At 73.1% G+C, this 21,680-nt stretch carries 22 protein-coding genes and 1 pseudogene; 16 read left to right on the top strand and 7 right to left on the bottom strand.

Annotated elements, in window-relative coordinates:
* The coding region (locus ABT008_RS25585) for a ClpB D2-like domain containing protein (protein ID WP_502890507.1) at positions 1–471 on the top strand (471 nt) is incomplete at its 5' end.
* Between the two features lie 313 nt (positions 472–784).
* Positions 785–1,438, top strand: a complete 654-nt coding sequence (locus tag ABT008_RS25590; protein WP_350699340.1) for a C39 family peptidase — start codon at positions 785–787, stop codon at positions 1,436–1,438.
* Positions 1,439–1,721: 283 nt separating this feature from the next.
* On the opposite strand, the gene ABT008_RS25595 is transcribed toward ABT008_RS25590, so the two are convergent.
* The gene (locus ABT008_RS25595) at positions 1,722–2,624 is read right to left on the bottom strand and encodes an iron-sulfur binding domain-containing protein (protein WP_350699161.1); all 903 of its coding nucleotides are present in this window, start codon (positions 2,622–2,624) and stop codon (positions 1,722–1,724) included.
* 133 nt (positions 2,625–2,757) lie between these two features.
* Between ABT008_RS25595 and ABT008_RS25600 the strand changes: the two genes are divergently transcribed.
* The 3 genes from ABT008_RS25600 (at position 2,758) to ABT008_RS25610 (ending at position 4,733) form a co-directional block, all read left to right on the top strand.
* Positions 2,758–3,270 (top strand): glycine cleavage system transcriptional repressor, encoded by a 513-nt coding sequence (locus tag ABT008_RS25600; RefSeq protein WP_350699162.1) that lies wholly within the window; start codon positions 2,758–2,760, stop codon positions 3,268–3,270.
* Between the two features lie 23 nt (positions 3,271–3,293).
* On the top strand, positions 3,294–3,854 hold the full coding sequence (locus ABT008_RS25605; protein WP_350699341.1) for a peptide deformylase: 561 nt from the start codon (positions 3,294–3,296) through the stop codon (positions 3,852–3,854).
* Positions 3,855–4,001: 147 nt separating this feature from the next.
* The gene (locus ABT008_RS25610) at positions 4,002–4,733 is read left to right on the top strand and encodes a hypothetical protein (protein ID WP_350699164.1); all 732 of its coding nucleotides are present in this window, start codon (positions 4,002–4,004) and stop codon (positions 4,731–4,733) included.
* A 61-nt stretch (positions 4,734–4,794) separates the two neighbouring features.
* Here ABT008_RS25610 and disA read toward each other — a convergent pair whose 3' ends face one another.
* The 4 genes from disA to ABT008_RS25630 all read right to left on the bottom strand — a co-directional run bounded on the left by disA (position 4,795) and on the right by ABT008_RS25630 (position 9,336).
* Complete coding sequence (disA, locus tag ABT008_RS25615; protein ID WP_350699166.1) at positions 4,795–5,973, bottom strand: DNA integrity scanning diadenylate cyclase DisA; 1,179 nt, start codon at positions 5,971–5,973, stop codon at positions 4,795–4,797.
* Between the two features lie 101 nt (positions 5,974–6,074).
* Entirely contained in the window at positions 6,075–7,526 is a 1,452-nt protein-coding gene (gene radA / locus ABT008_RS25620; protein WP_350699168.1) for a DNA repair protein RadA, read from the bottom strand.
* Between the two features lie 91 nt (positions 7,527–7,617).
* The gene (locus ABT008_RS25625; RefSeq protein ID WP_350699170.1) at positions 7,618–8,355 is read right to left on the bottom strand and encodes a hypothetical protein; all 738 of its coding nucleotides are present in this window, start codon (positions 8,353–8,355) and stop codon (positions 7,618–7,620) included.
* 141 nt (positions 8,356–8,496) lie between these two features.
* Positions 8,497–9,336: a UbiA family prenyltransferase gene (locus ABT008_RS25630; RefSeq protein ID WP_350699172.1), complete on the bottom strand. Its 840-nt coding sequence runs from the start codon at positions 9,334–9,336 to the stop codon at positions 8,497–8,499.
* Positions 9,337–9,381: 45 nt separating this feature from the next.
* Here ABT008_RS25630 and ABT008_RS25635 point away from each other — a divergent pair, with 45 nt between their 5' ends.
* The 5 genes from ABT008_RS25635 to ABT008_RS25655 are packed head-to-tail and all read left to right on the top strand — an operon-like array spanning position 9,382 to position 13,774.
* Positions 9,382–10,119, top strand: coding sequence for a class I SAM-dependent methyltransferase (locus ABT008_RS25635; RefSeq protein ID WP_350699174.1), 738 nt, complete (start codon positions 9,382–9,384; stop codon positions 10,117–10,119).
* 41 nt (positions 10,120–10,160) lie between these two features.
* Complete coding sequence (locus tag ABT008_RS25640; RefSeq protein ID WP_350699176.1) at positions 10,161–11,333, top strand: acyl-CoA dehydrogenase family protein; 1,173 nt, start codon at positions 10,161–10,163, stop codon at positions 11,331–11,333.
* A 34-nt stretch (positions 11,334–11,367) separates the two neighbouring features.
* The gene (locus ABT008_RS25645; protein ID WP_350699177.1) at positions 11,368–12,417 is read left to right on the top strand and encodes a type III polyketide synthase; all 1,050 of its coding nucleotides are present in this window, start codon (positions 11,368–11,370) and stop codon (positions 12,415–12,417) included.
* Positions 12,418–12,442: 25 nt separating this feature from the next.
* Complete coding sequence (locus ABT008_RS25650; protein ID WP_350699179.1) at positions 12,443–13,048, top strand: hypothetical protein; 606 nt, start codon at positions 12,443–12,445, stop codon at positions 13,046–13,048.
* Between the two features lie 27 nt (positions 13,049–13,075).
* Complete coding sequence (locus ABT008_RS25655; protein WP_350699181.1) at positions 13,076–13,774, top strand: hypothetical protein; 699 nt, start codon at positions 13,076–13,078, stop codon at positions 13,772–13,774.
* Between the two features lie 100 nt (positions 13,775–13,874).
* Here the strand turns inward: ABT008_RS25655 and ABT008_RS25660 are convergent, their stop codons facing one another.
* The gene (locus ABT008_RS25660; RefSeq protein ID WP_350699183.1) at positions 13,875–14,552 is read right to left on the bottom strand and encodes a hypothetical protein; all 678 of its coding nucleotides are present in this window, start codon (positions 14,550–14,552) and stop codon (positions 13,875–13,877) included.
* A 394-nt stretch (positions 14,553–14,946) separates the two neighbouring features.
* Here ABT008_RS25660 and ABT008_RS25665 point away from each other — a divergent pair, with 394 nt between their 5' ends.
* The 4 genes and pseudogenes from ABT008_RS25665 to ABT008_RS25680 all read left to right on the top strand — a co-directional run.
* Positions 14,947–15,432 carry a CarD family transcriptional regulator gene (locus ABT008_RS25665; protein WP_007073334.1) on the top strand — a complete coding sequence of 162 codons (486 nt, stop codon included), beginning with the start codon at positions 14,947–14,949 and terminating at the stop codon, positions 15,430–15,432.
* Between the two features lie 56 nt (positions 15,433–15,488).
* Positions 15,489–16,184 (top strand): 2-C-methyl-D-erythritol 4-phosphate cytidylyltransferase, encoded by a 696-nt coding sequence (ispD, locus tag ABT008_RS25670; protein WP_350699185.1) that lies wholly within the window; start codon positions 15,489–15,491, stop codon positions 16,182–16,184.
* A gap of 16 nt (positions 16,185–16,200) precedes the next feature.
* Complete coding sequence (gene ispF / locus ABT008_RS25675) at positions 16,201–16,680, top strand: 2-C-methyl-D-erythritol 2,4-cyclodiphosphate synthase (RefSeq protein WP_350699186.1); 480 nt, start codon at positions 16,201–16,203, stop codon at positions 16,678–16,680.
* Between the two features lie 9 nt (positions 16,681–16,689).
* Positions 16,690–17,364: pseudogene (locus ABT008_RS25680) on the top strand (tetratricopeptide repeat protein); the annotation flags it as partial.
* Between the two features lie 873 nt (positions 17,365–18,237).
* Here the strand turns inward: ABT008_RS25680 and ABT008_RS25685 are convergent.
* Positions 18,238–19,404 carry a homogentisate 1,2-dioxygenase gene (locus ABT008_RS25685; RefSeq protein WP_350699188.1) on the bottom strand — a complete coding sequence of 389 codons (1,167 nt, stop codon included), beginning with the start codon at positions 19,402–19,404 and terminating at the stop codon, positions 18,238–18,240.
* 78 nt (positions 19,405–19,482) lie between these two features.
* Here ABT008_RS25685 and ABT008_RS25690 point away from each other — a divergent pair, with 78 nt between their 5' ends.
* Positions 19,483–20,343 (top strand): hypothetical protein, encoded by an 861-nt coding sequence (locus ABT008_RS25690; protein ID WP_350699190.1) that lies wholly within the window; start codon positions 19,483–19,485, stop codon positions 20,341–20,343.
* A gap of 31 nt (positions 20,344–20,374) precedes the next feature.
* Positions 20,375–21,571, top strand: coding sequence for a fumarylacetoacetase (gene fahA, locus ABT008_RS25695; RefSeq protein ID WP_350699192.1), 1,197 nt, complete (start codon positions 20,375–20,377; stop codon positions 21,569–21,571).
* Positions 21,572–21,680: the final 109 nt, after the last annotated feature.

Raw genomic sequence — 21,680 nt, forward strand, 5'->3', positions numbered from 1 at the left:
GACCGGATGAAGCAGAAGGTCAACGACGAACTCAAGCAGCACTTCCGGCCCGAGTTCCTCAACCGCATCGACGACACCATCGTCTTCCACCAGCTACGCCAGAACGAGATCCTCCAGATCGTGGACATCATGATCGCCCGGATCGAGACCCAGCTGCGCAACAAGGACATGGGTCTCGAGCTGACCGACAACGCCAAGAAGTACCTGGCGCTGAAGGGCTTCGACCCGGTCCTGGGCGCCCGGCCGCTGCGTCGCACGATCCAGCGCGACATCGAGGACAACCTGTCCGAGCGGATCCTGTTCAACGAACTGACCCCCGGTCAGATCGTGGTGGTCGACTGCGAGGGCGACCCGAACGACATCGACAAGTCCAAGCTCGTCTTCAAGGGCTCCGACCGGCCGGTCACCGTGCCGGACGCGGTCCCGGCCGACCTCGGCGGCAGCACCGCTGCGGCAGGCGCAGACGAGTAGGTAGATCGGCTGGCTCGACCAGCGGCGGCCCGGTGGCATCTGCCACCGGGCCGCCGTCGTCTGTCGTCACCTCGGTGAGTCCCGAATCGGACATCCGGCCGGTTCGGCCGCATTCGGTGGCATTCCGCAGGGCGGCGGATGCACCCGCCGGTGTACGCCCGGTAAGCCCGGAATGTGTGGCCTATCCGAGCCGTTGCACCCATGGCAGGCCACCCCACCGATCGTGGTGCCACCTGCTTCTTCCTTCCGATGCGGTATCCGCACCCTCCTGTACTTCCGGGTGTCGTGTCGATCCCCCGAGCTGGAAGGCATGATCATGACGACGTTGATGCGTAAGGCCGCCCTGACCGCCGCCGGTGCCGTCTGTGCCGGTGGAATGATCAGCGGGCCGATGGCCGCGGTGGCGGCGACGAACAACACCGACGCCCTGTCCGCCGTGACGGATCGTGGCCACGGCAAGGGTGAGCGGCAGCTCAAGGTCCGCTACCAGGCCCAGCCGAACTTCTACTACTGCGGTCCGGCGGCGGTGCGAAACGCCCTCAGCGTGTTGGACAAGGACGTCTCCCAGGACGACCTGGCCCGTGAGATGGGCACCACCGAGCGGGGCACCGACTCCGCGTTCGTGATCACCAAGGCGCTGAACAACAAGGCCGGTAAGGACGTCTACCGCACCGTGGAGATCCCCGGCCAGGTCGCCGACGAGGCCGAGACCGAGCGGTTGCGCGAGGACGTCGTCCGTACGGTCGACGACGGCCGGAGCGTGGTCGCCAACGTCTTCGGCACCGCTTTCGACACCGGCGGGGGCAGCCACTCGTTCGAGGCCGGCCACTACATCTCGGTGACCGGCTATCGCGACGGCGGCAGCCAGGTGAAGATCGCGGACTCGGCGGATCCCGCCAAGGCCGAGTACTGGATGGACACCGAGGTGCTGGCGGACTGGATCGCCAGCCGCGGCTACTCCGCCTGACCGAGCACCATCGATCGGGCAGGCTTCCGGATGCGGATCGTGCGGATCGGGAAGGCCAGCCGCGCCAGGCAGAACCGAGCGGGCCGGCTCCCCATATGGGGAGCCGGCCCACTTGTCTGTCCAGCCCACAACCGGCCCGGTCCTGACATCAGATCGGCGTCCGGGCCACCGTGCGGGGTCAGGCGGCGTCCGGCTCGCCGTGCGAGGTCAGGCCGCATCCGGGAGTCCGAGGCCGGGCGGCGTCCGAGCGTCCGAGGTCAGCTCAGCGTCCGGGCGTCCGAGGTCAGGTCGGCACCGGGGCCGGTGGGCCGTCGCCGACCAGGCGGAACGCGGTCTCGCCGACCGGCTCGACCAGGCCGTCGGTCACCAGCCCGGACAGCGCCCGGGCCCGCTGCACGTCGTCCGACCAGACCTGGTCCAGCCGCTGGTGCGGCACCGGGCCGGTCGCCTCGCGCAGCACCCCGAGCAGCAGGCCGCGTACCTGGCGGTCGGTGCCGGCGTACCGCTGCGGTCGGCGGGTCGGGCCGTCCGGGGCCACCTGGCCCGACGCGCGCCACGCACAGCTCGTCTCGACGGGGCAGACGCCGCAGCGGGGCGAGCGGGCGGTGCAGACCACCGCGCCCAGCTCCATGAACGCGGCGCTGGCCAGGGCGGCGGCCGCCGGTTCGACCGGCAGCAGCTCCTCGGTGGCGACCAGGTCCGCCGGCCGGGTCGCCGGGCCGGCGTCCGGCTCTCCGGCGATCGCCCGGCAGACCACCCGCCGCACGTTGGTGTCGACCACCGGGTGCCGTTGCCCGTACGCGAAGGCCGCCACCGCCCGCGCCGTGTACGTGCCGACCCCGGGCAGGGCGAGCAACTGCTCCAGTTGATCGGGCACCTGACCGCCGTGCCGCTCCACGACGGCGACCGCGCACTCCCGCAGCCGGACCGCCCGGCGGGGGTAGCCGAGCCGCCCCCACATCCGGATCGCCTCGGCCGGGGTGTCCTGCGCCAGTGCCGCCGGGGTGGGCCAGCGGGCCAGCCACGCCTGCCAGGCGGGCAGCACCCGGACCACCGGGGTCTGCTGGAGCATGACCTCGCTGACCAGGATGGCCCACGGGCTGACGTCGGGATGGCGCCACGGCAGGTCCCGCGCGTTTCGCTCGTACCACCGGCTCACCAGGCCGGCGAAGGTGGGTTCTGTCATCGCGTCGCCGATCATGCCACGGGCGCCGGATCCCGCCGACTGGACGGTCCGGCCAGGGGCGCGGGATTCCGCCGACTGGACGGTCCGGGCGGGCCGCCACCGTCGGCGTTGGTGGATCGGGGAGAATGCCCGGATGAACGAGCTCGCGATCACCGTCATCGGTCGGGACCGACCCGGCATCGTGGCCGACGTCGCCGAGGTGCTGGCCCGGCTCGGGGCGAACCTCACCGACAGCACCATGACCCGGCTGCGCGGACACTTCGCGATGACCCTGATCTGTGTGGGCCCGGCCGCCGCCGAGGTGGAGGCCGCACTGGCCACGCTGACCGCCGACGGTCAACTGCTGGCGACCGTACGCGAGGTCACGCCGGACGGGGAGACGGCTCCGGCCGGCGAGCCGTACGTGGTGGCGGTGCACGGGGCGGACCGGATGGGCATCGTGGCCGCGATGACCCGGGTGCTGACCGAGGCCGGCGGCAACGTCACCGATCTGAGTACCCGGTTGGTGGGGTCGCTCTACGTGGTGGTGGCCGAGGTCGAGTTGCCGCCGGGTGCGGCCGGACCGCTCGCCGCCCGGCTGTCCGAGGCCGCCACGAATCTCGGTGTCGACGTCACTCTCCGTCCCGCCGAACCGGATCTGCTGTGAGCGGCGACGCGGGTACGCCGGACCTGGCCGCCGAGGCGTACGCCGGGTTGGGGGCATGGACGCCCGAGTCGCTGGGTGCCGGCGCGGTCCTGCCGGTGGTCTCCGCCCCGCACACGGTGCTCAGTCGGGCCGGCGCGGAGGTCGACCCGACCGACGAGGAGACGGTCCGGCTGGCGGCCGACCTGATCGCCACCATGCGGGTCTCGCCCGGCTGCGTCGGTCTGGCTGCACCGCAGGTGGGGGTGGGGGCGCACGTGTTCGCGGTGGACGTGACGGGCCACCCCAAAGCGGTCACGCTGCACGGCACGTTCGCGCTCTGCAACGCGCGGGTGGTCGAGGCGACCCGGTGGAAGGCGGGCCGGGAGGGGTGCATGTCGGTGCCGGACCTGACCGGTGACGTCAAGCGCGCGAGCCGGCTCGTGGTCGAGGGGGCGCTGCCGGGCAGTGGCGAGCTGGTACGCCTGGTCACCGACGGTTTCGAGGCGCGGGCCCTGCAACACGAGATCGACCACTGCGCCGGGCTGTTGTTCCTGGACCGGGTGGCCGGCGCGCACGCGATCTACCAACGCAAGGTGTATCTCTGACCGAGGCCGAACAGATACGGTGAGTGACGAATCGGCCTCGCTCACACCTCACACCGTCGTGAATGGAGAGTGGGTTCCGATGGGTGCTGTCGACCCCGGCGCGTCGCTACCGTCCGTCGTGTGCGACGCCGCTACGGTGGGGGCATCATGCGTCTGACGGTCGGCCCCCTGTCTCCCGCGGTGTATTGGCGGCGTCGTGCCGTCGTGCTCGGCGCGGTCCTGCTCCTGCTGGTTGTCGTGCTCTACTCCTGTAACGGGCAGAGCGGCGACCCCGGTGCGACCGGCAACGGTCAGCCCGATCCCGGTGCGTCGACCGGTACGCCGGGGCCGACCGGGTCGGTGTTGACCCCGGAGACCGGCTCGCCCCCGTCAGGGGACGCCGGGGCCGGTCCGTCCACGCCGTCCGGCGACCCGGCGGCCAGCCCGTCGAACGAGCCGTCGCTCAGCAACGACCCGCCGGTCAACAACACCTCGACCGACGACGGCTCGTGCACCGACAACGAGATCGTGGTGACCGCCCAGGCTCTGCCGGGCGAGGTGGTACGCGGTGCCGCCGTCGACCTGCACCTCAAGATCCGCAACCGGGCGGAGCGGACGTGTAGCCGGGACGTCGGCGCGGACGCGCAGGAGATCTTCATCAAGTCCGGCGCCGAGGTGGTCTGGTCCTCGGACACGTGTGGTACGGCCTCCGGGTCGGACGTCCAGTCCTTCACGCCGGGCTTCGAGCGTTCCTACCAGGTCGGCTGGAACGGCAAGGACAGCAGCCGGTGCGCTGAGGGAGTGGCGAACGGCCCGGTCGTGCAGGCCGGGACGTACGAGGTCTTCGCGCGGGTGGGTACCCGACTGAGCCAGCCGGCCAAGCTCCGGCTGACCGGCTGACAAGTACCGGCTCACGGCTCACCGGGCGGGGACCCGGGCCGGCCGGTGATCGCGGCCCGGCTCAGACGTAGCGTTCCAGGATGGACGCCTCGGCGAGCCGGGAGAGTCCCTCGCGTACGCCTCGGGCCCGCGCGTCGCCGACGCCCTCGACGGCCTGCAGGTCCTCGACCGTAGCGCCGAGCAGCCGCTGGAGGCTGCCGAAGTGCAGCACCAGCCGGTCCACCACCGCCACCGGCAGTCGGGGCACCTTGGCCAGCAGCCGGAAGCCGCGCGGGCTGACCGCCGCCTCCAGTGCGTCGGACGCGGCCGGGTAACCGATCGCCTTGGCGACCGACACCAGGTCGATCAGCTCGGTGGCGCTGAGCAGGTCCAGCTCGACCAGGGCCTCGTCGAGGGTGCGGGGCTTACGGCCGGTGGGCAGGTAGTCCCGGATGACGAGGGTGCGGTCGGCGTCCACGCCGGCCATCAGCTCGTCGAGTTGCAGGGCGAGCAGTCGGCCGTCGGTGCCCAGCTCGACCACGTAGCCGGCGATCTCGTCGGCGATCCGGCGGACCATCTCCAGCCGCTGCACCACGGCCACCGCGTCCCGGACGGTGACCAGGTCCTCGATCTCCAGCGCGGAGAGGGTGCCGGAGACCTCGTCCAGCCGGAGCTTGTAGCGCTCCAGGGTGGCCAACGCCTGGTTGGCCCGGGACAGGATGGCCGCCGAGTCGTCCAGCACGTGCCGCTGGCCGTTGACGTAGAGGCTGATGATCCGCATCGACTGACTGACCGAGATCACCGGGTAACCGGTCTGCCGGGCCACCCGCTCGGCGGTGCGGTGCCGGGTGCCGGACTCCTCGGTCGGGATGGTCGGATCGGGCATCAGGTGCACGGCGGCCCGGACGATCCGGGTGCCGTCGCTGGAGAGCACCACCGCGCCGTCCATCTTGCACAGCTCACGGACCCGGGTGGCGGAGAACTCGACGTCCAGCGGGAAACCGCCGGTGCACAGACCCTCGACCACCTTGTCGTACCCGAGGACGATCAGTGCGCCGGTGCGACCGCGCAGGATGCGCTCCAGGCCGTCGCGGAGCGCGGTGCCCGGTGCCATCAGCGCCAGATTCGCGCGCAGCGGGTCGCCGGCGCTGCCGCCCCCGGTCACGCTGACGCTGATCGGACGAGCGGGCGAGCCCACGGCACCGGTGCGGGCGTGGGGTGTCGCGCCGGCAGGCTTGGTGGTTTCGCGGTCGATCGGCACGGGCACAGTCTACGGACTGCCCTGCGGTGGGTGCTCCCGTGGTTACTGGGATGTGTCACGAATCGGCCCGTCCCGTCCGTCCCGTCCGCCGGAGATGCGGCTCACTCCGCCGAAGCCCGGGCTGCGGCCTGCAACGCCGCCCGGACGTCGGACACCTCCACCACCCGCATCTGCTCCGGCCCGGCGCCGGTGCTCGCGGGTCCACAACCGGGCGGCACCAGGGCCAGCCGGAACCCGAGCCGGGCCGCCTCGGAGAGTCGGCGCGGCACCGCCCCCACCCGGCGTACCTCGCCGGTCAGGCCGACCTCGCCGATCGCCACCAGGTGCGGCGCGATCGCCAGGTTCAGGCCGCCGGAGGCGACCGCGAGGGCGACCGCCAGGTCCGCCGCCGGCTCCACCACCCGGATGCCGCCGACGGTGGCCGCGAAGACCTCCCGGTCGTGCAGGGTGAGCCGCTCGGTGCGACGCTGGAGCACCGCCAGCACCATCGCCAGCCGGGCCGAGTCCAGCCCGGAGACGGTACGCCGGGGCGAACCGGCCACCGTGGCACCGATCAACGCCTGCACCTCGGTCACCAGTGCCCGGCGTCCCTCCATCGCCACCGTCACGCAGGTGCCCGGCACCGGCTCGCTGTAGCGGGTGAGGAACAGCCCGGACGGGTCGGCCAGGCTGCTGATGCCGCCCTCGTGCATCTCGAAGCAGCCCACCTCGTCGGCGGCGCCGAACCGGTTCTTGACGCCGCGCACCATCCGCAGCGAGGAGTGCTTGTCGCCCTCGAAGTGCAGCACCACGTCGACCAGGTGCTCCAGCACCCGGGGACCGGCCACCTGGCCGTCCTTGGTCACGTGCCCCACCAGCACGGTGGCGATGCCGCGCTCCTTGGCGACCGCGACCAGGGCGGCGGTGACCGCCCGCACCTGGGTCACCCCGCCCGGCACGCCCTCGGTGCCGGTGGTGGAGATGGTCTGCACCGAGTCGAGCACCAGCAGGCCGGGCTTGACCGCGTCGAGGTGGCCGAGCACCGCCGCGAGGTCGCTCTCGGCGGCCAGGTAGAGCTGGTCGTGCAGGGTGCCCATCCGCTCGGCCCGCAGGCGTACCTGGCTGACCGACTCCTCGCCGCTGACCACCAGCGAGGGGCTGCCCGCGCCGGCGGCCCACTGCTGGGCCACGTCGAGCAGCAGGGTGGACTTGCCGACTCCCGGCTCACCGGCGAGCAGCACCACCGCCCCGGGCACCAGCCCGCCGCCGAGCACCCGGTCCAGCTCGCTGACGCCGGTGGGCCGGGCGCGCGCCGGTGCGGCACTGATGGTCGCGATGGGCCGGGCCGGCTCGGCGGGCATCCGGGAGCTGACCACGCGTCCGGAGACGGTCGGGCCGGTGACGGTGCACTCGACCACCGAGCCCCACTCGCCGCACTCCGGGCAGCGCCCCACCCACTTGGGCGGCTGGTGCCCGCAGGCGTCGCACTCGTACGCGGGGCGGGGCTCGCGGGCGGCGGCCCGGCCGCGCCCGCCACCCGCTCCCCGGGCCGGGGTCGATCGGGAGATGCTCACCCGAGCGACGCTAACCCCCCGGTACGACGACGGCACCGCCGGCATGGGTGCACCACGCCGACGGTGCCGTCGGAAACTCCGGCGGGACGGGTCAGTGGCCGCCTTCGCCCTCGAACTCGGTGTGCCGCTCGATGATCGGCGACGGCGGCGGGGCCGGGCTGAGCGGCACGGCCACCGGCGCCGGGCTGGTGATCGTGTTGCCGTCGCCGAAGTCGAAGCTGACCGTGATGTTCTGACCCGCGAGCAGAGCCGAGTTCAGCCCGAGGAGCTGGAGCACCTGCTCGCCCTCGGTGTTGAGCTGCACGTAGCTCAGCGGCGGGATCTCGATCCGGGCCGGGCCGCCGGCCGGCGACTCGGTCGCGTCGGGCGAGTCGTCCGGCGACGGCGAGTCGTCGGGCGAGGGGGTGCCGTCCGGGGAGGGGGTGCCGTCCGGGGACTGCTCCGGCGACGGGGAGCCGGTCGGCGAGGGCGAGGCCGTGGGCGAGGGGCTGGTCGCGGCCTGGACCGTGGTGAGCACCACCTCGCGGGCATCCGACGAGGTGACGGTCACGGTGACCGGGTCGGGCGAGTCGTTGTAGAAGAGCGCGTTCAGGATCGCGTCGTCGCCGGCCTGGTAACCCTCCACGCCGGGGTAGGCGATCAACACGCTGCGTACGCCGTACCGGCCGTCCTCGGCCTGGAGGTCGACGCCCTGGATCGACGGGACCTTGTTCGCCGTCTCGGAGATCTGACCGGCGCCGCATCCCGACAGCAGCAGCATGCCGGCTGCCGCCGCGATCCCGGGCAGCAGTACGGCAGCCCGCCGGGAACCCCTGATCGAGCGCGTCACGTCGGTCCTCCTCGTCACGATCACACCCCGGCGACGTCGCCGGAACCGCTGGCCATACCCGCGCAGACCGCTTCCCAGCGTAGTTGGAGCTGATCGTGGCCCGCACGGCGACCCGGTGCTGCCACCTGCCGGGGGACGTGGTCAGACCAGTCGACCGCTCGTGACCAGCAGGACGACATCGATCAGGGCCACCAGCATGACCGCCCGGAAGGCGGCCACCGAGCGGGCGCCGGGCCGGTTGGCGGTGCGTCCGGCGTACCAGGCGAGAACCAGGATGATCACGGCCGCGACGACCGCCGCGAGCCCCAGCCCGGACGGCGGACCGGGCGGCCCCAGCACCAGCGTGACGGTCGCCGCGACGAGCAGCCCGACGGCGGCCGCCCGGCTGCCCGCCGGACCCACTCGATGCGGCAGGCCGCGCACCCCGGTCCGGGCGTCGTCGGCGAAATCGGGCAGCACGTTGGCGAAGTGCGCACCGGCGCCGAGCAGGGCCGCAGCGGCGATCAGCCACACCGGCGGCGTCGGCGCGCCGGGCAGCGCCAGCACCACGAAGGCGGGCAGCGCGCCGAAGGAGATGGCGTACGGCAGCACCGAGACCGGGGTCCACTTGAGCGGCCAGTCGTACAGCAGGGCCGAGACCAGCGCGACGACGGCGCAGAGCGCAGCGGCCGGGTTCGTGGTCAGGGCCAACCCCACGGTCGTGACGGCGGCCAGCCCGGCGGCCACCGCGACGACCCGCCGGCTGACCGCACCGGCGGCCACCGGCTTGTCGGTACGCCCCACCGCGGCGTCCCGGTCGGCGTCGAGCGCGTCGTTGGTCCACCCCACCGCGAACTGGCTCGCCGCCACCGTCAGCGCCACCACGGCGATCCCGCCGGGCGGGTGCCCGACGCCGGCCGCGAGCAGACCGGCCACTGTGGTGACGGCGACCGTCGGTTCCGGATGGCTCGCTCTGACCAGCCCTAACACCGTGGACGACATAACGGAAGTCTGGTCGTTACCGGCTGGTCGTGCCACGCTCGGTGAATGCGTGACGCCGGCTTGAGCCTGCCCCGCAACGACCCGCGTCAGTACGACGACCTGGCCGGCGAATGGTGGCGGCCGGACGGCGCGTTCGCGATGCTGCACTGGCTGGCCGAGGCGCGGGCGGCCATGGTGCCACCGGCGAGGCGACCCGACGCGCTCCTGGTCGACCTCGGGTGCGGCGCCGGTCTGCTCGCCCCGCACCTGGTCGGCAAGGGCTACCGCCACGTGGGGGTGGACCTGACCCGGTCCGCGCTGGCCCAGGCGGCCGCGCACGGGGTGACGGTGGTCAACGGAGACGCCACGGCGGTGCCCCTCGCCGACGGGTGCGCCGACGTGGTGGCCGCCGGTGAGCTGCTGGAACACGTACCCGACTGGCGGGCCGTGGTGGCGCAGGCGTGCCGCCTGCTGCGTCCCGGCGGGCTGCTGGTGCTGGACACGCTCAACGACACCGCGCTGTGTCGGCTGGTCGCGGTCCGCATCGCCGAGCGGCTGCCGACCGTGCCGCGCGGCATCCACGACCCACGGTTGTTCGTGGACCATCGTGAGCTGATGGCCGAGTGCGCCCGCCACGGTGTGGACCTGCGGGTCCGGGGTGTCCGCCCGGCGGTGCCGGGCCTGCTGCGCTGGCTGTTCCGGCAGGTACGCGGCGCGGCGACGCCGCCCGGTCAGGCGCCCCGGATCGTGCCGACCGGTTCGCCGGCCGTGCTCTACCAGGGACGCGGGGTGTACGGCGGGTAGCCGGTCCCGGCGGGGGTAAGGAAAGCCGAGAAGGGGGTTCCATGAGCGAGCGCTTGGCAGCGGTGGACGCCGCACGGAGACTGGCGCCCCGGCTGGCCGCCCGCGCAGCCGAGCACGACCGGGACGGGGCGTTCCCGGTCGACGACTTCGCCGATCTCGGTGCGGCCGGGCTGTTCGGGCTGATGGTCCCCGCCGAGCTTGGCGGCACCGGCTCGACGTTCGCCGGGTACGCGGCCGTCGCCACCGAACTGGCCCGGGGCAACGGTGCCACCGCTCTGGTGTTCAACATGCACGCCTCGGTCACCGGCGCCCTGGGCGCGGTCACCGAGGAACTGGCCGAGGCGTTGGGCGTACCGGAGGAGGCGCTCGCCGCCCGCGACCGGTTGCTGCGGGCGGCGGCCGAGGGTGCGTGGTACGCGGTCGCGATGAGCGAACGCGGGGCCGGCGCCCGGCTGTCCCAGCTCACCACGGTCTACGAGCCGGTGGACGGCGGCTGGCGGATCAAGGGCAGCAAGACCTTCTGCTCGGGCGCCGGTCACGCCGACGGTTACCTGGTGGCGGCCCGCAGCGCGGCCGACCCGTCGGTGGTCTCGCAGTTCCTGGTCCCGGCCGGTGCGGGCCTGACCGTCGAGCCGACCTGGGACGCGCTCGGCATGCGCGCGACCGCCTCGCACGACCTGCACCTGGACGTCACCGTGCCGGCCGATCGGCTGCTCGGCGGGGTCGAGGGCCTGGCTCTGGTGGTCGCCCAGCTCATGCCGCACTGGCTGGTGGCCAGCTACGCCGCCGTCTACGTCGGGGTGGCGCGGGCGTCGATCGACGCGGCGGCGGAACACCTGCACGCCCGGGGTCTGACGCACCTGCCGGCGGTCCGCGCCCGGTTGGGGCGGGCCGACGCGGCGGTGGCGGCGGCGCAGCTCGCGGTCGCCGAGGCGGCCCGCCGGGTGGACGAGGCGCCGGGCGACGCCGAGACGAACCGCTGGGTGTGGCGGGCCAAGCTGCTGGCCGGTACGACCGCAGCGGAGGTGGCCGCGTCCATGCTGGAGGCGGCCGGCACCTCCGCCACCCGGCGTGGTCACCCGTTGGAGCGCCTCTATCGGGACGCCCGTTGCGGGTCGCTGCATCCGGCCACCTCCGACGTCTGCGCCGACTGGTTGGGCATCGCCGCGCTCGGCGGCGACCCGGACCGTGACGGGTCGGCTCCTCGTTGGTGAGCGTGAGGAGCCCGAGCGAGCGGAAGGTGGGACGGTGACCGTACCGGTGATCGCGGGTGTGGGTACGGCTCATCCGCCCTCGGCCGACCAGCAGGAACTCTGGGAGAGGTTCTTCTCCCGGCACTACTCCGGCACCACCCGTGCGCTCGCCGAACGGATCTTCGCGAACTCGGGGGTGACCCGCCGACAGGCGGCGGTGAGCCCGTTGATCGAGGACGTCTCGGACTGGCCGACCGAGCGGCGGATGCGCCGCTACCAGGTGGAGGCGTTGCCGCTGGGCAAGGAGGCGGTCGGTCGCGCGTTGACCTCGGCCGGCCTGGACGCCGGGGACGTCGGTCTCTTCGTGGTCTGCTCCTGCACCGGGTACGCCACCCCGGGGCTGGACATCCTGCTCGCCCGTGACCTGGGCATGTCGCCGACGACACAGCGGATGTTCGTCGGCCACATGGGCTGCTACGCGGCCCTGCCCGGGTTGGGTGCGGCGAGTGACTTCGTGGTCTCCCGGGGGCGCCCGGCGTTGCTGCTCTGCGCCGAGCTGACCAGCCTGCACCTGCAACCCTCGTCGGCCCGGGTGGACACCCAGCAGATCGTCTCGCACGCGCTCTTCTCGGACGCTGCGGTCGCCGCCGTGATCATGCCCGGTGGCCGGGGGTACGCGGTCCGTGAGGTCACCTCGGTCACCGACACCTCCACGGCCGATCACATGACGTGGGACGTGACCGACACCGGCTTCCGGATGGGGCTCTCGCCGAAGGTGCCGCAGGTGCTGTCGACCCACGTACGCGGGCTGGTGGAGGATCTGCTGGCCCGGCACGGCGCCACGGTGTCCGGGGTGGACGGCTGGGCGGTGCACCCGGGCGGCCCTCGCATCCTGAACGTGGTGGAGCGGGAACTGGAGCTGCCGCTCACCGGGTTGGCGGCGTCCCGGGCGACGCTGGACGAGCACGGCAACTGCTCGTCCCCGACGGTGCTGCTGATCCTCGACCGTCTGCTGCGGGCCGCGCCGTCACCGCGCCGGGTGGTGATGCTGGCCTTCGGACCCGGTCTGACCCTTTACGCGGTTCTGCTGGAACGTCATGTCTGACCGTGCGGGCGGCTATTCTTCAAAGATGCACGTCGATCCGGTGCACCGGTTGCGCGGCGCTCTGCTCGCCGGGATCGGTGCGGTCGCGCTGATGCTCGGGGGCTGGTGGTGGCAGGCGCAGGAGCCGACGCCGGGTGCCCGGGCGCCGATCGCTTCCGGCGACGGCCCGAGGTCGGCGACGACGTGGCGGATGGAATCCGGCACCAGGACCAGTGTCGTACTCGACACACGAACCGGCGCCGTCGTCTCGGCGTCTCCCGGCGGCGGGTACGGGCCACCCGGCGGCACGGTGGACGCCTCGGCCAGTGCCGACAATCGGAGCCTACGGCGGGCGGAGGTCCGCAATGTGGTCTGGACCGAGCTGACGAAACTGACCGAGGGCGCGTCGGTGGTCCGACAGGCCCCGATCGGGTACGGGGAGACGTTCCGCCTCCGCTTCCGGTGCGTCGGGCCGGGAGACCTGTTGGTGACGGTGGACGGAGCGCGGGCGGCCGATCCGATCACGATCGGCTGCGACGGTGCGGCGGCCATGACGGAGGTCACCGGCACCGGCGGGCCGGTACGCATCTCGTTCTCCACGGCCGGTGCGGAGTCGTTGCAACTGGAGGCCCGCCTGATCGCCCCGTCCTGAGCCCTTCGAGCATCTACTCTCTCCGGCATGCGTGATGATTCCGTCCATCGGCTCCGAGGCGCTCTGCTCGCCGGTGTGGGCGTGGTGGCGCTCGTTGCCGGTGGCGGTTGGTGGCAGGCGAACGCACCAAGCGTCGGCACCGGTGCCCGGTCGGCGTCGGACGGCTCCCCGCAGACGATCGAGTGGCCGGTGGATCCGTTCGCCGGTGGTGGGAACCGGCAGAGCTCCGGTCCTGCCTCGGTCCGGCCCGAGGCGACGGCGTCGTTCTGGGTGGATCCGGCCACCGGCGCGGTGATCGGGGTGGATCCGGCCGCCGGTTCCTCTCTCGTGCTCGAACCGCGCGACGGCACGAGGCGCGTGCTGGCCGAAGCCGGGTCCGGCGACGTCGGCGCTCCGGACACCGGAGAGTCGGGCCGGCGGCGAGCGGGCGGCGGCAACGTGGTGTGGTTCGACCGGTCGGCGTTGCGGGCGGGCGAGCCCGTGGTCCGCACGGCTCGGGTCGGCGATGGTGACCAGTTGGCGCTGTTCGTCACGTGCACCGGCTCGGGCGAGGTCAATGTCGCCGTCGACGGTGCCCGGGGGGCGCTCTACCCACACAGGGTCGAGTGCACGGGAGCGGTGTCGACGATCGGGATCACCGGTGCCGGTGGGCGGCTGCGGGTCACGTTCCATCCCGGCGACGCGGCGCAGGTTCAGCTGGTGGCGCGCCTGGTCGCTCAGTCCTGAGATCGGCCGTGGCCGCCGACCAGCGGCCGGTGCCGGAAGGGCCGGGTGTCGCGGTGGCAGGACGGGCCAGGCGTTCGCGGTCCGGCTCGCCGGGTCGCGGTCAGCCCGCCAGACGGGCGAGTTCGGCCTGGTAGTCGGCGAGCGAGTGGACCTCGGGCACGACCAGGACGACCCGGCCGGTGCGGTCGGCGAGCAGGGCGGTCACGGTGTCCGGTCGGGCCGGCAGGTGCAGGAAGTCGCGGAGGCCACCGGCCGGATCGGCCAGCGCGCGGAGATCGGTGCCGGCCGGTGCGGCCCGGGGGCGGGCTGCGGCGACGGTGACCACGCTCACTCCGGCAGGTGCCGCCGCCGCTGCCTCAGCGACCCGCTCCGGGCAGGCGCAGCCGTCGACCAGCAGCACCACGGTCGGCACCAGGCCGCGCAGCGGCACCGGGGACTGGCCGCCGTCGACCAGGTCCAGGGCGGGCAGCGGTCGTCCGGTGAGCCGGATCGGTTCCGGGTCGCCAGTGCCGGTGGTCGGCCCGGGGGAGCGGCCGGCGCGGGGCCAGGTGGCGGCGGCCAGGCCGGCGACGGTCGCCACGACCGCGAGCAGCAGCGCGAGCAGCGGCAACGCGGACGAACGCCACCGCCGGGCTCGTCCGGCGGCGGGGCCGTGCAGCTCACGGCGTACCTGCGCGGCCTCGTCCGCGAGCGCGGAGGCGTCGTCGGGGACGACCACCCGGCCCCACTCGGGCGGCAGGTCGGGCAACCCGGGACCGTCGGCGTCGGCCTTGCCCATCACCACCTCCTCAGTGCGACCGGCGGTGGAACCGCCCTGTCGCCGGTCGCTCTCGACCGTCGCGGATGTGCGTACGTGGGCACCCCTCAAGCGTCTCGTACCAGGCCCGGGTCGCGCTACCGCTGCCCACACTCTTCAACGGCGGGATATCATGGGGCGGGTGGCGTAGGCCCTGACGTGCGATGCCAGTCGTGATCTTCGATGCTCTTCGCCGGGCGATGTCCGGGGGTCATCTGCTGATTACGCAGCGTGGTCGAATCATTGTTTGGGCGGTCTGTCAAGGCGAAGAAATACCTCTCACAGGGCCCCTGAGCTGCGCCAACGGTCAGGACAGCGGTGAGACATCGGTGCCTGAGCGTGTTACCCTAGACACAGCGAAAGGGGTTTCGAACCTATGGTTTTCAGTGTCGGCGAGACCGTTGTTTACCCCCACCACGGGGCCGCACTCATCGAGGCAATCGAGACTCGGGTCATCAAGGGCGAGCCCAAGCAGTACCTCGTCCTGAGGGTCGCGCAGGGTGACCTGACGGTCCGGGTGCCCGCTGAGAACGCCGAGATCGTGGGTGTGCGCGAGGTGGTCGGCGAAGAGGGTCTCGGCAAGGTCTTCGACGTTCTCCGGGCTCCGCACACCGAGGAGCCGACCAACTGGTCGCGGCGTTACAAGGCAAATCTGGAGAAGCTGGCCTCCGGCAACCCGCTGAAGGTGGCCGAGGTCGTGCGTGACCTGTGGCGCCGGGAGCGGGAGCGCGGGCTGTCCGCAGGCGAGAAGCGGATGCTCGCCAAGGCTCGCGACATTCTCGTCGGCGAGGTCGCGCTGGCCGAGAAGAGCACCAAGGACGAGGCGGAGACGCTGCTCGACAAGGTGCTGACCGAGGCCTAGTCCGCACAGCATCGTCGTACCCACTTCGTAGCGAAGAAACCATCGAGGACCGCGACGTGACCGCGCAGCTTAATCCGCGCGGTGACGTCGCGGTCCTCGTGCCTGCGGCCGGTGCCGGCGTACGCCTGGGGCCCGGCCGCCCGAAGGCACTACGCCTGCTGGCCGGCGAGCCGCTGCTGGTGCACGCGGTCCGCCGGCTCGCCGCCGCCGCGTCGGTGCACACCATCGTGGTGGCCGCCCCGGTCGCCGACGTCTCGGCGGTACGCGAACTGCTCGCCCCGGTCGCACCGGTGACGGTCGTGCCGGGCGGGGCGGAGCGGCAGGCGTCGGTCGCCGCCGCGCTGGCCGCCGTGCCGAGGGGCCCCGAGATCGTCCTGGTGCACGACGCGGCCCGCGCGTTGACCCCGTCGAAACTGGTGGAGTCGGTGGCCGCCGCGGTCCGGGACGGGCACGACGCGGTGATCCCCGTGCTGCCGGTGGTCGACACGATCAAGGAGGTCGACGCGGGCGAGGTGGTGCTCGGCACCGTCGACCGGGCCGCGTTGCGGGCCGTGCAGACGCCGCAGGGCTTTCGCCGGGCGGTGTTGACCGCCGCGCACGCCGCCGCCGGTGACCCGCTCACCGACGATGCCGGGCTGGTCGAGAAGCAGGGCGTACCGGTGTACTGCATACCCGGGTCGGACCACGCTATGAAGATCACTCGGCCGTTCGACCTGGCGCTTGCCGAGCACCTGCTCCTCCTCGGCGCCTAGCGCGTACCCTCGTTTCATGATCGTTCCTCGGGTGGCCATCGGCACAGACGTGCACGCCTTCGAGGCCGGTCGGCCCTGCTGGGTGGCCGGTCTGCACTGGCCCGACCAGGACGGCCTGGCCGGGCACTCGGACGCGGACGTCGCCGCCCACGCCGCCTGCAACGCGCTGCTCTCCGCCGCCGGCCTCGGCGACCTGGGCGCCAACTTCGGAGTGGACCAGCCCGAATGGGCGGGTGCCAGCGGGGTGGCGCTGCTCACCGAGTCGGCCCGCCGGGTGCGGGCCGCCGGTTTCGCCATCGGCAACGTGTCGGTGCAGGTCGTGGGCGTACGCCCGAAGATCGGTCCACGCCGTGCGGAGGCCGAGCGGGTGCTCTCCGAGGCGGTCGGCGCACCGGTCACCGTCTCCGCCGCCACCACCGACGGCCTGGGCTTCACCGGGCGCGGCGAGGGGCTCGCCGGGATCGCGGTGGCCCTGGTCCACGAGCCGGCGAGCTAGGCTCGCGCGATGTCCGCCGACGTCCCCACCGATCCGCCCACCGCCGACGGCTACCTTGAGCGCGCCACCCTCCTCGGCGAGCTGGGCCGCTACGACGAGGCCGCCGCCGAGCTGGGCTTCGCCCTCGCCCTCGACCCCGCCGCCGTCGAGGTGTCGACGATGCTGGCCCGGGTGCACCTGGCCGCCGGCCGCCCGGCCGAGGCCCTCACCGCCGCCGAGACCGCCGTGGCAGCCGCGCCGGGGCAGCTCGCCCCACTCGTCGTGCGGGGCCTGGCCCTGGGCGACCTGGAACGGTACGCAGACGCCGCCCGTACCGCCGACGAGATCCTGGCGCTGGGGCCGGAGGACGCGTACGCGCAGCGCAGCGCGGCGGCGATCCTGGCCGGCTCCCGCAACGGACAGCCGGCGCTGAACGCGGCCTGGCACGGGGTGGAGCTGGCGCCCGAGGAGCCGCAGGCGCATCTGGTGCTGGGCCTGGTGGCGGCCAACATGCAGATGTACGACCTGGCCGAGCGCGCCTACCGGGAGGCGCTGCGGCTGGACCCACGGCTGGCCGAGGTGAGCGAGGACGTCGGTGTGCTGCGGTTGGAGCAGCGCCGGTGGAGCGCGACTCTGGAGCAGCTCGCGGAGGCGGCGGTGGCGAGCCTGCCGCCCGATTCGGGCCGCCGGGATGGGTCGCGGACCGACCCGAACCGGCCGGACACCGTCCCGGACGACCTGAGCGGTCTCGACCAGAGCCGGAACGACACCTCGGACGGGCCGAAACCGGGTCAGAGCGGGACGGGCGGGCCGACTTCAGGCCAGGGCGGTCCCGGGTGGCCCGCCGCAGGCCGGAGCGGCCCGAGTTGGCCCACCGGCGGCCCGAGTTGGCCCACCGGCGGGCTGAGCTGGCCCACAGCGGGCCAGAGTGGGACGGGCCGCCCGGACGGACCGAGCGGACCTCAAACCGGCCAGCCGGACGCTCAGAGCGGCGCCGGTTGGCCCCTGAGCGGCCCGGGCGGACCGGAACAGGGCGGCGCGAACCAGGCCGGGGCGGGCGCCGGCCGGTCGGCCGGCGGGCGGGACGAGCCGCCGACCTGGCCGTCCGAGAGCGGGTCGGCCGGCGGGTACCAGGGTGATCCCTTCGCCGCGCCGGGCAGCGCGGGGCCGGTCGGTCCGGTCGCCGACCGCACCGTGCCGGCGGCGTTGCGGCAGCTCGTCGTCTGGGGCGCCGGCTGGTCGGTGATCGCCGCCGTCATGGTCGCCTGTTCGGCCGCCACCGGGCCCGGCTTCTCCCGCATGATGGCGCTGCTGGCCGCAGCCGGCGGCGGCTTCGTGGTGTGGCGGCAGGCGTCGCGGCTGCCCGGCCTGACCCGGACCGTGCTGCCGGTGCTGCGGCGTACCGACCGGACGCTCGCGTTCGCCGTCTACGGGGCCTGCGTGGCGCCCGTACTGATCCTGCTCTACGCCCTGCTGGGCACCCCGTGGCCGCTGGTGCTGGCGATCGGGGTGGCGATGGCCGCGCAGCTCGCGATCATCACCCGACCGGTCGCCTGACCGGCCGGGTGACGCGCTGGTTCAGGGCCGGCGGGCCCAGGTCCAGGCGTACGCGTCGTCCTCGCATTCGCTCGCCGCGTCGCACAGGTCGAGTGGCCGGAAGGTGTCGACCATGACCGCCAGCTCGTCGAAGAAGTCCACGCCGATCGAGCGCTCGGCCGCGCCGGGCTGGGGACCGTGCGTGAAGCCGGACGGGTGCAGCGAGATGGACCCCTGCTCGATGCCGGAGCCGCGCCGGGCCTCGTAGTTGCCGCCGGTGTAAAAGAGCATCTCGTCGGAGTCGACGTTGTGGTGGTGGTACGGCACCGGGATGGCGCCCGGGTGGTAGTCGACCTTGCGCGGGACGAACGAGCAGATCACGAAGTTCGGCCCCTGGAACGTCTGGTGCACCGGTGGCGGCTGGTGGACCCGGCCGGTGATCGGCTCGAAGTCGTGGATGGAGAACGCCCACGGGTACATGTGCCCGTCCCAGCCGACCACGTCGAACGGGTGGTTGGCGAAGACGTGTCGCGTCCAGCCTCGACGGTGGCGGACCAGCACGTCCACGTCGGTGCCGTCGACCAGCAGCGGCGTGTCCGGTCCCCGGACGTCGCGCTCGCAGTACGGCGAGTGCTCCAGGAACTGCCCGCGTACGGAGAGGTAGCGCTTGGGCGGGCCGATGTGACCGGACGCCTCGACGGCGAGCAGCCGGGTCGGCGTGTCACCGGTCGGCACCAGGCGGTGCACCGTCGAGGTCGGGATGATCACGTAGTCGCCGGCGGTCACGTCCAGCACCCCGAAGGTCGACTCGACCCGCAGTGCCCCGGACTCGACGTACAGGCAGTGGTCGCCGGTGGCGTCCCGGAACAGCGGAGAGGGCCGGTCGGCCAGCACGTACGCGATCCGGACGTCGTCGTTGGCGAGCAGGTAGCGCCGACCGAGGACCGGGTCCGCACCGGTGCCGTCGAGCTTGTGGGTACGCAGGTGCCGGGGCTTGAGCGGCAGGTTGGGCGCCCGGGTCACCGCCGGTGGGGTGAACTCCTCGGCGGCGACGATCGCGGTCGGCGCGTACCGGTGGTAGAGCAGGGACGAGTCGGAGGAGAAGCCCTCCTGGCCCATCAGCTCCTCGGTATAGAGGCTGCCGTCGGGCTGCCGGAACTGGGTGTGGCGCTTCCGTGGCACCTCGCCGACGCTGCGGTAGTACGGCATCTCGCCTCCCGTCACCAGCGCGTCCGATAGTCGGACGCTGTTGTCCGCTTCTTAGAGCGTCCCGTACATTCTTGTCTCGTGTCAACGCAGCTACCCGCGCTCGTCACCGGACTCGTCGACGACGCCGCCGTCTTCCCGCCGGGCAGCGCGTCGTTGCCCGACGCCCTCGCCGCCCACCGGCAGCACCGCACCGCCTGGTACGCCGACCTCGTCGGCCCGCTGCTGCTGCCGGCCTCGACAGTGGCCGCAGGCGAGCTGGACGGACTGGTCGATCCCGGGCTCGCCATCGGGCTGATCGGCGACACCGGTGTCGACCATTTGCCCTTCGCGCTGTCGTGCCTGCCGCCGCTGGGGGTGACCGCCCGGCAGGTCGAAGCGCCCGTCGCCCGGCGCGGCGAGGACCCGCAGCCCGGCCTGGCCGAGCTGGTGGCGCTGACCGAACGGCTGGACGGCGTACCCGTCTACGCCGAGATCCCGCTGACCTTCGGGCTGATGGGGGCGCTGGACGCGCTGGCCGAGGCGCGGGCCGGTGGACTGCCGGTCGCCGCGAAGTTCCGCACCGGCGGGCTGGCCGCCGAGCTGTTCCCCACCCCCGCCGAGCTGGCCGCGGTGATCTGCGCCTGCCGGGACCGACGGCTGCCGTTCAAGCTGACCGCCGGGCTGCACCACGCGGTGCGGCAGGTGGATCCGGAGACCGGATTCACCCACCACGGCTTCGGCAACGTGCTGGCCGCCACGCTGGCCGCCGCCGACGGAGCCGGGGTGGACGCCGTCGCCGAGCTGCTCACCGTGCGCGACGAGCGACCGCTGGTCCAGGGCACCGAGGGACGACGCGACTCGGCGCGCCCGCTCTGGGTGGGCTTCGGCTCGTGCAGCATTACCGAACCACTGACCGACCTGATCCGGCTCGGGCTGGTGAACGGAGGATTCGAGGGATGAGCGAGTGGGCACGGTGGAACGGAGGGTCGGCGTGAGCTGGGTGACGGGTGCCGAGGGTTCCGGGTACGGGGTGCACCACCTGCCGTACGGGGTGTTCCGGGTGGGCTCCGGCGAGCCCCGGATCGGCGTACGCGTCGGGGACCTCGTGCTGGACCTGGCCGGTGCGGAGGAGGCGGGCCTGGTGCTGGCCGGCGGCGCGCTGCGGCAGTCCACGCTGAACGCGTTCCTGGCGCTGGGCCGCCCGCAGTGGACCACCGCCCGACAGCGGATCACCGAGCTGCTCACCGACGAGGCCCACCGTGCGGCGGTGGAACCGCTGCTGGTGCCGCTGGCCGAGGTGACGATGGAACTGCCCTTCGAGGTGGCCGACTACGTCGACTTCTACTCCTCGGAGCACCACGCCTCGAACGTCGGGCTGATCTTCCGGCCGGGCCAGCCGCCGCTGCTGCCGAACTGGAAGCACCTGCCGATCGGCTACCACGGCCGGGCCGGCACGGTGGTGGTCTCCGGCACCCCGGTGGTACGCCCGCACGGCCAGCGGCCCGGTCCGCAGGGGCCGGTCTACGGCCCGTCCGCGCGCCTGGACATCGAGGCCGAGGTCGGGTTCGTGGTGGGCGTGCCGAGCCCACTCGGACGCCGGGTCGCCGCCGCCGACTTCGCCGATCACGTCTTCGGGGTGGTGCTGGTCAACGACTGGTCGGCTCGGGACATCCAGGCGTGGGAGTACCAGCCGCTCGGACCCTTCCTCGGCAAGTCGTTCGCCACCTCGGTGGCCGCGTGGATCACGCCGCTGGACGCGCTGCGACACGCCTTCGTACCCGCCCCGGAGCAGGACCCGCCGGTGGTCGACTACCTGCGCGAGGAGTCGCGCCTGGGGCTGGACCTGCGGCTGACCGTGCGCTGGAACGGCGAGGCGGTCAGCGAGCCGCCGTTCGCCGGCATGTACTGGACGCCGGCCCAGCAGTTGGCGCACCTGACCGTCAACGGCGCCTCGCTGCGCACCGGCGACCTGTACGCCTCCGGCACCGTCTCCGGCCCGCGCCGGGACCAGGTCGGCTCGTTCCTGGAGCTCACCTGGGGCGGCACCGAGCCGGTCGTGGTGGACGGAGCGGAGCGAACCTTCCTCGCCGACGGGGACACGGTGACCATCACCGCGACCGCTCCCGGACCGGACGGCAGCACCATCGAGTTGGGTGCGGTCACCGGCACGGTCACGCCCGCGAACTGACCCCAACCCGACACTATTCCTCGATCGCACTCGATGTGCGATCAAGGACCGTCACCGACTTCGTTGATGACCTCGGAATCGCGTCGCCACGAGGAGCCGGGCCGGCTGG

Source organism: Micromonospora sp. NPDC002389 (genome assembly GCF_040296095.1).
Lineage (GTDB): Bacteria > Actinomycetota > Actinomycetes > Mycobacteriales > Micromonosporaceae > Micromonospora.

Coding starts and splice junctions, on each gene's coding strand:
- ABT008_RS25595 (WP_350699161.1), bottom strand. CDS start 2,624: ATGACAGAACCCACCTTCGCCGGCCTGGTGAGCCGGTGGTACGAGCGA.
- ABT008_RS25600 (WP_350699162.1), top strand. CDS start 2,758: ATGAACGAGCTCGCGATCACCGTCATCGGTCGGGACCGACCCGGCATC.
- ABT008_RS25610 (WP_350699164.1), top strand. CDS start 4,002: ATGCGTCTGACGGTCGGCCCCCTGTCTCCCGCGGTGTATTGGCGGCGT.
- ABT008_RS25630 (WP_350699172.1), bottom strand. CDS start 9,336: ATGTCGTCCACGGTGTTAGGGCTGGTCAGAGCGAGCCATCCGGAACCG.
- ABT008_RS25635 (WP_350699174.1), top strand. CDS start 9,382: ATGCGTGACGCCGGCTTGAGCCTGCCCCGCAACGACCCGCGTCAGTAC.
- ABT008_RS25640 (WP_350699176.1), top strand. CDS start 10,161: ATGAGCGAGCGCTTGGCAGCGGTGGACGCCGCACGGAGACTGGCGCCC.
- ABT008_RS25650 (WP_350699179.1), top strand. CDS start 12,443: ATGCACGTCGATCCGGTGCACCGGTTGCGCGGCGCTCTGCTCGCCGGG.
- ABT008_RS25655 (WP_350699181.1), top strand. CDS start 13,076: ATGCGTGATGATTCCGTCCATCGGCTCCGAGGCGCTCTGCTCGCCGGT.
- ABT008_RS25660 (WP_350699183.1), bottom strand. CDS start 14,552: ATGGGCAAGGCCGACGCCGACGGTCCCGGGTTGCCCGACCTGCCGCCC.
- ABT008_RS25665 (WP_007073334.1), top strand. CDS start 14,947: ATGGTTTTCAGTGTCGGCGAGACCGTTGTTTACCCCCACCACGGGGCC.
- ispF (WP_350699186.1), top strand. CDS start 16,201: ATGATCGTTCCTCGGGTGGCCATCGGCACAGACGTGCACGCCTTCGAG.
- ABT008_RS25685 (WP_350699188.1), bottom strand. CDS start 19,404: ATGCCGTACTACCGCAGCGTCGGCGAGGTGCCACGGAAGCGCCACACC.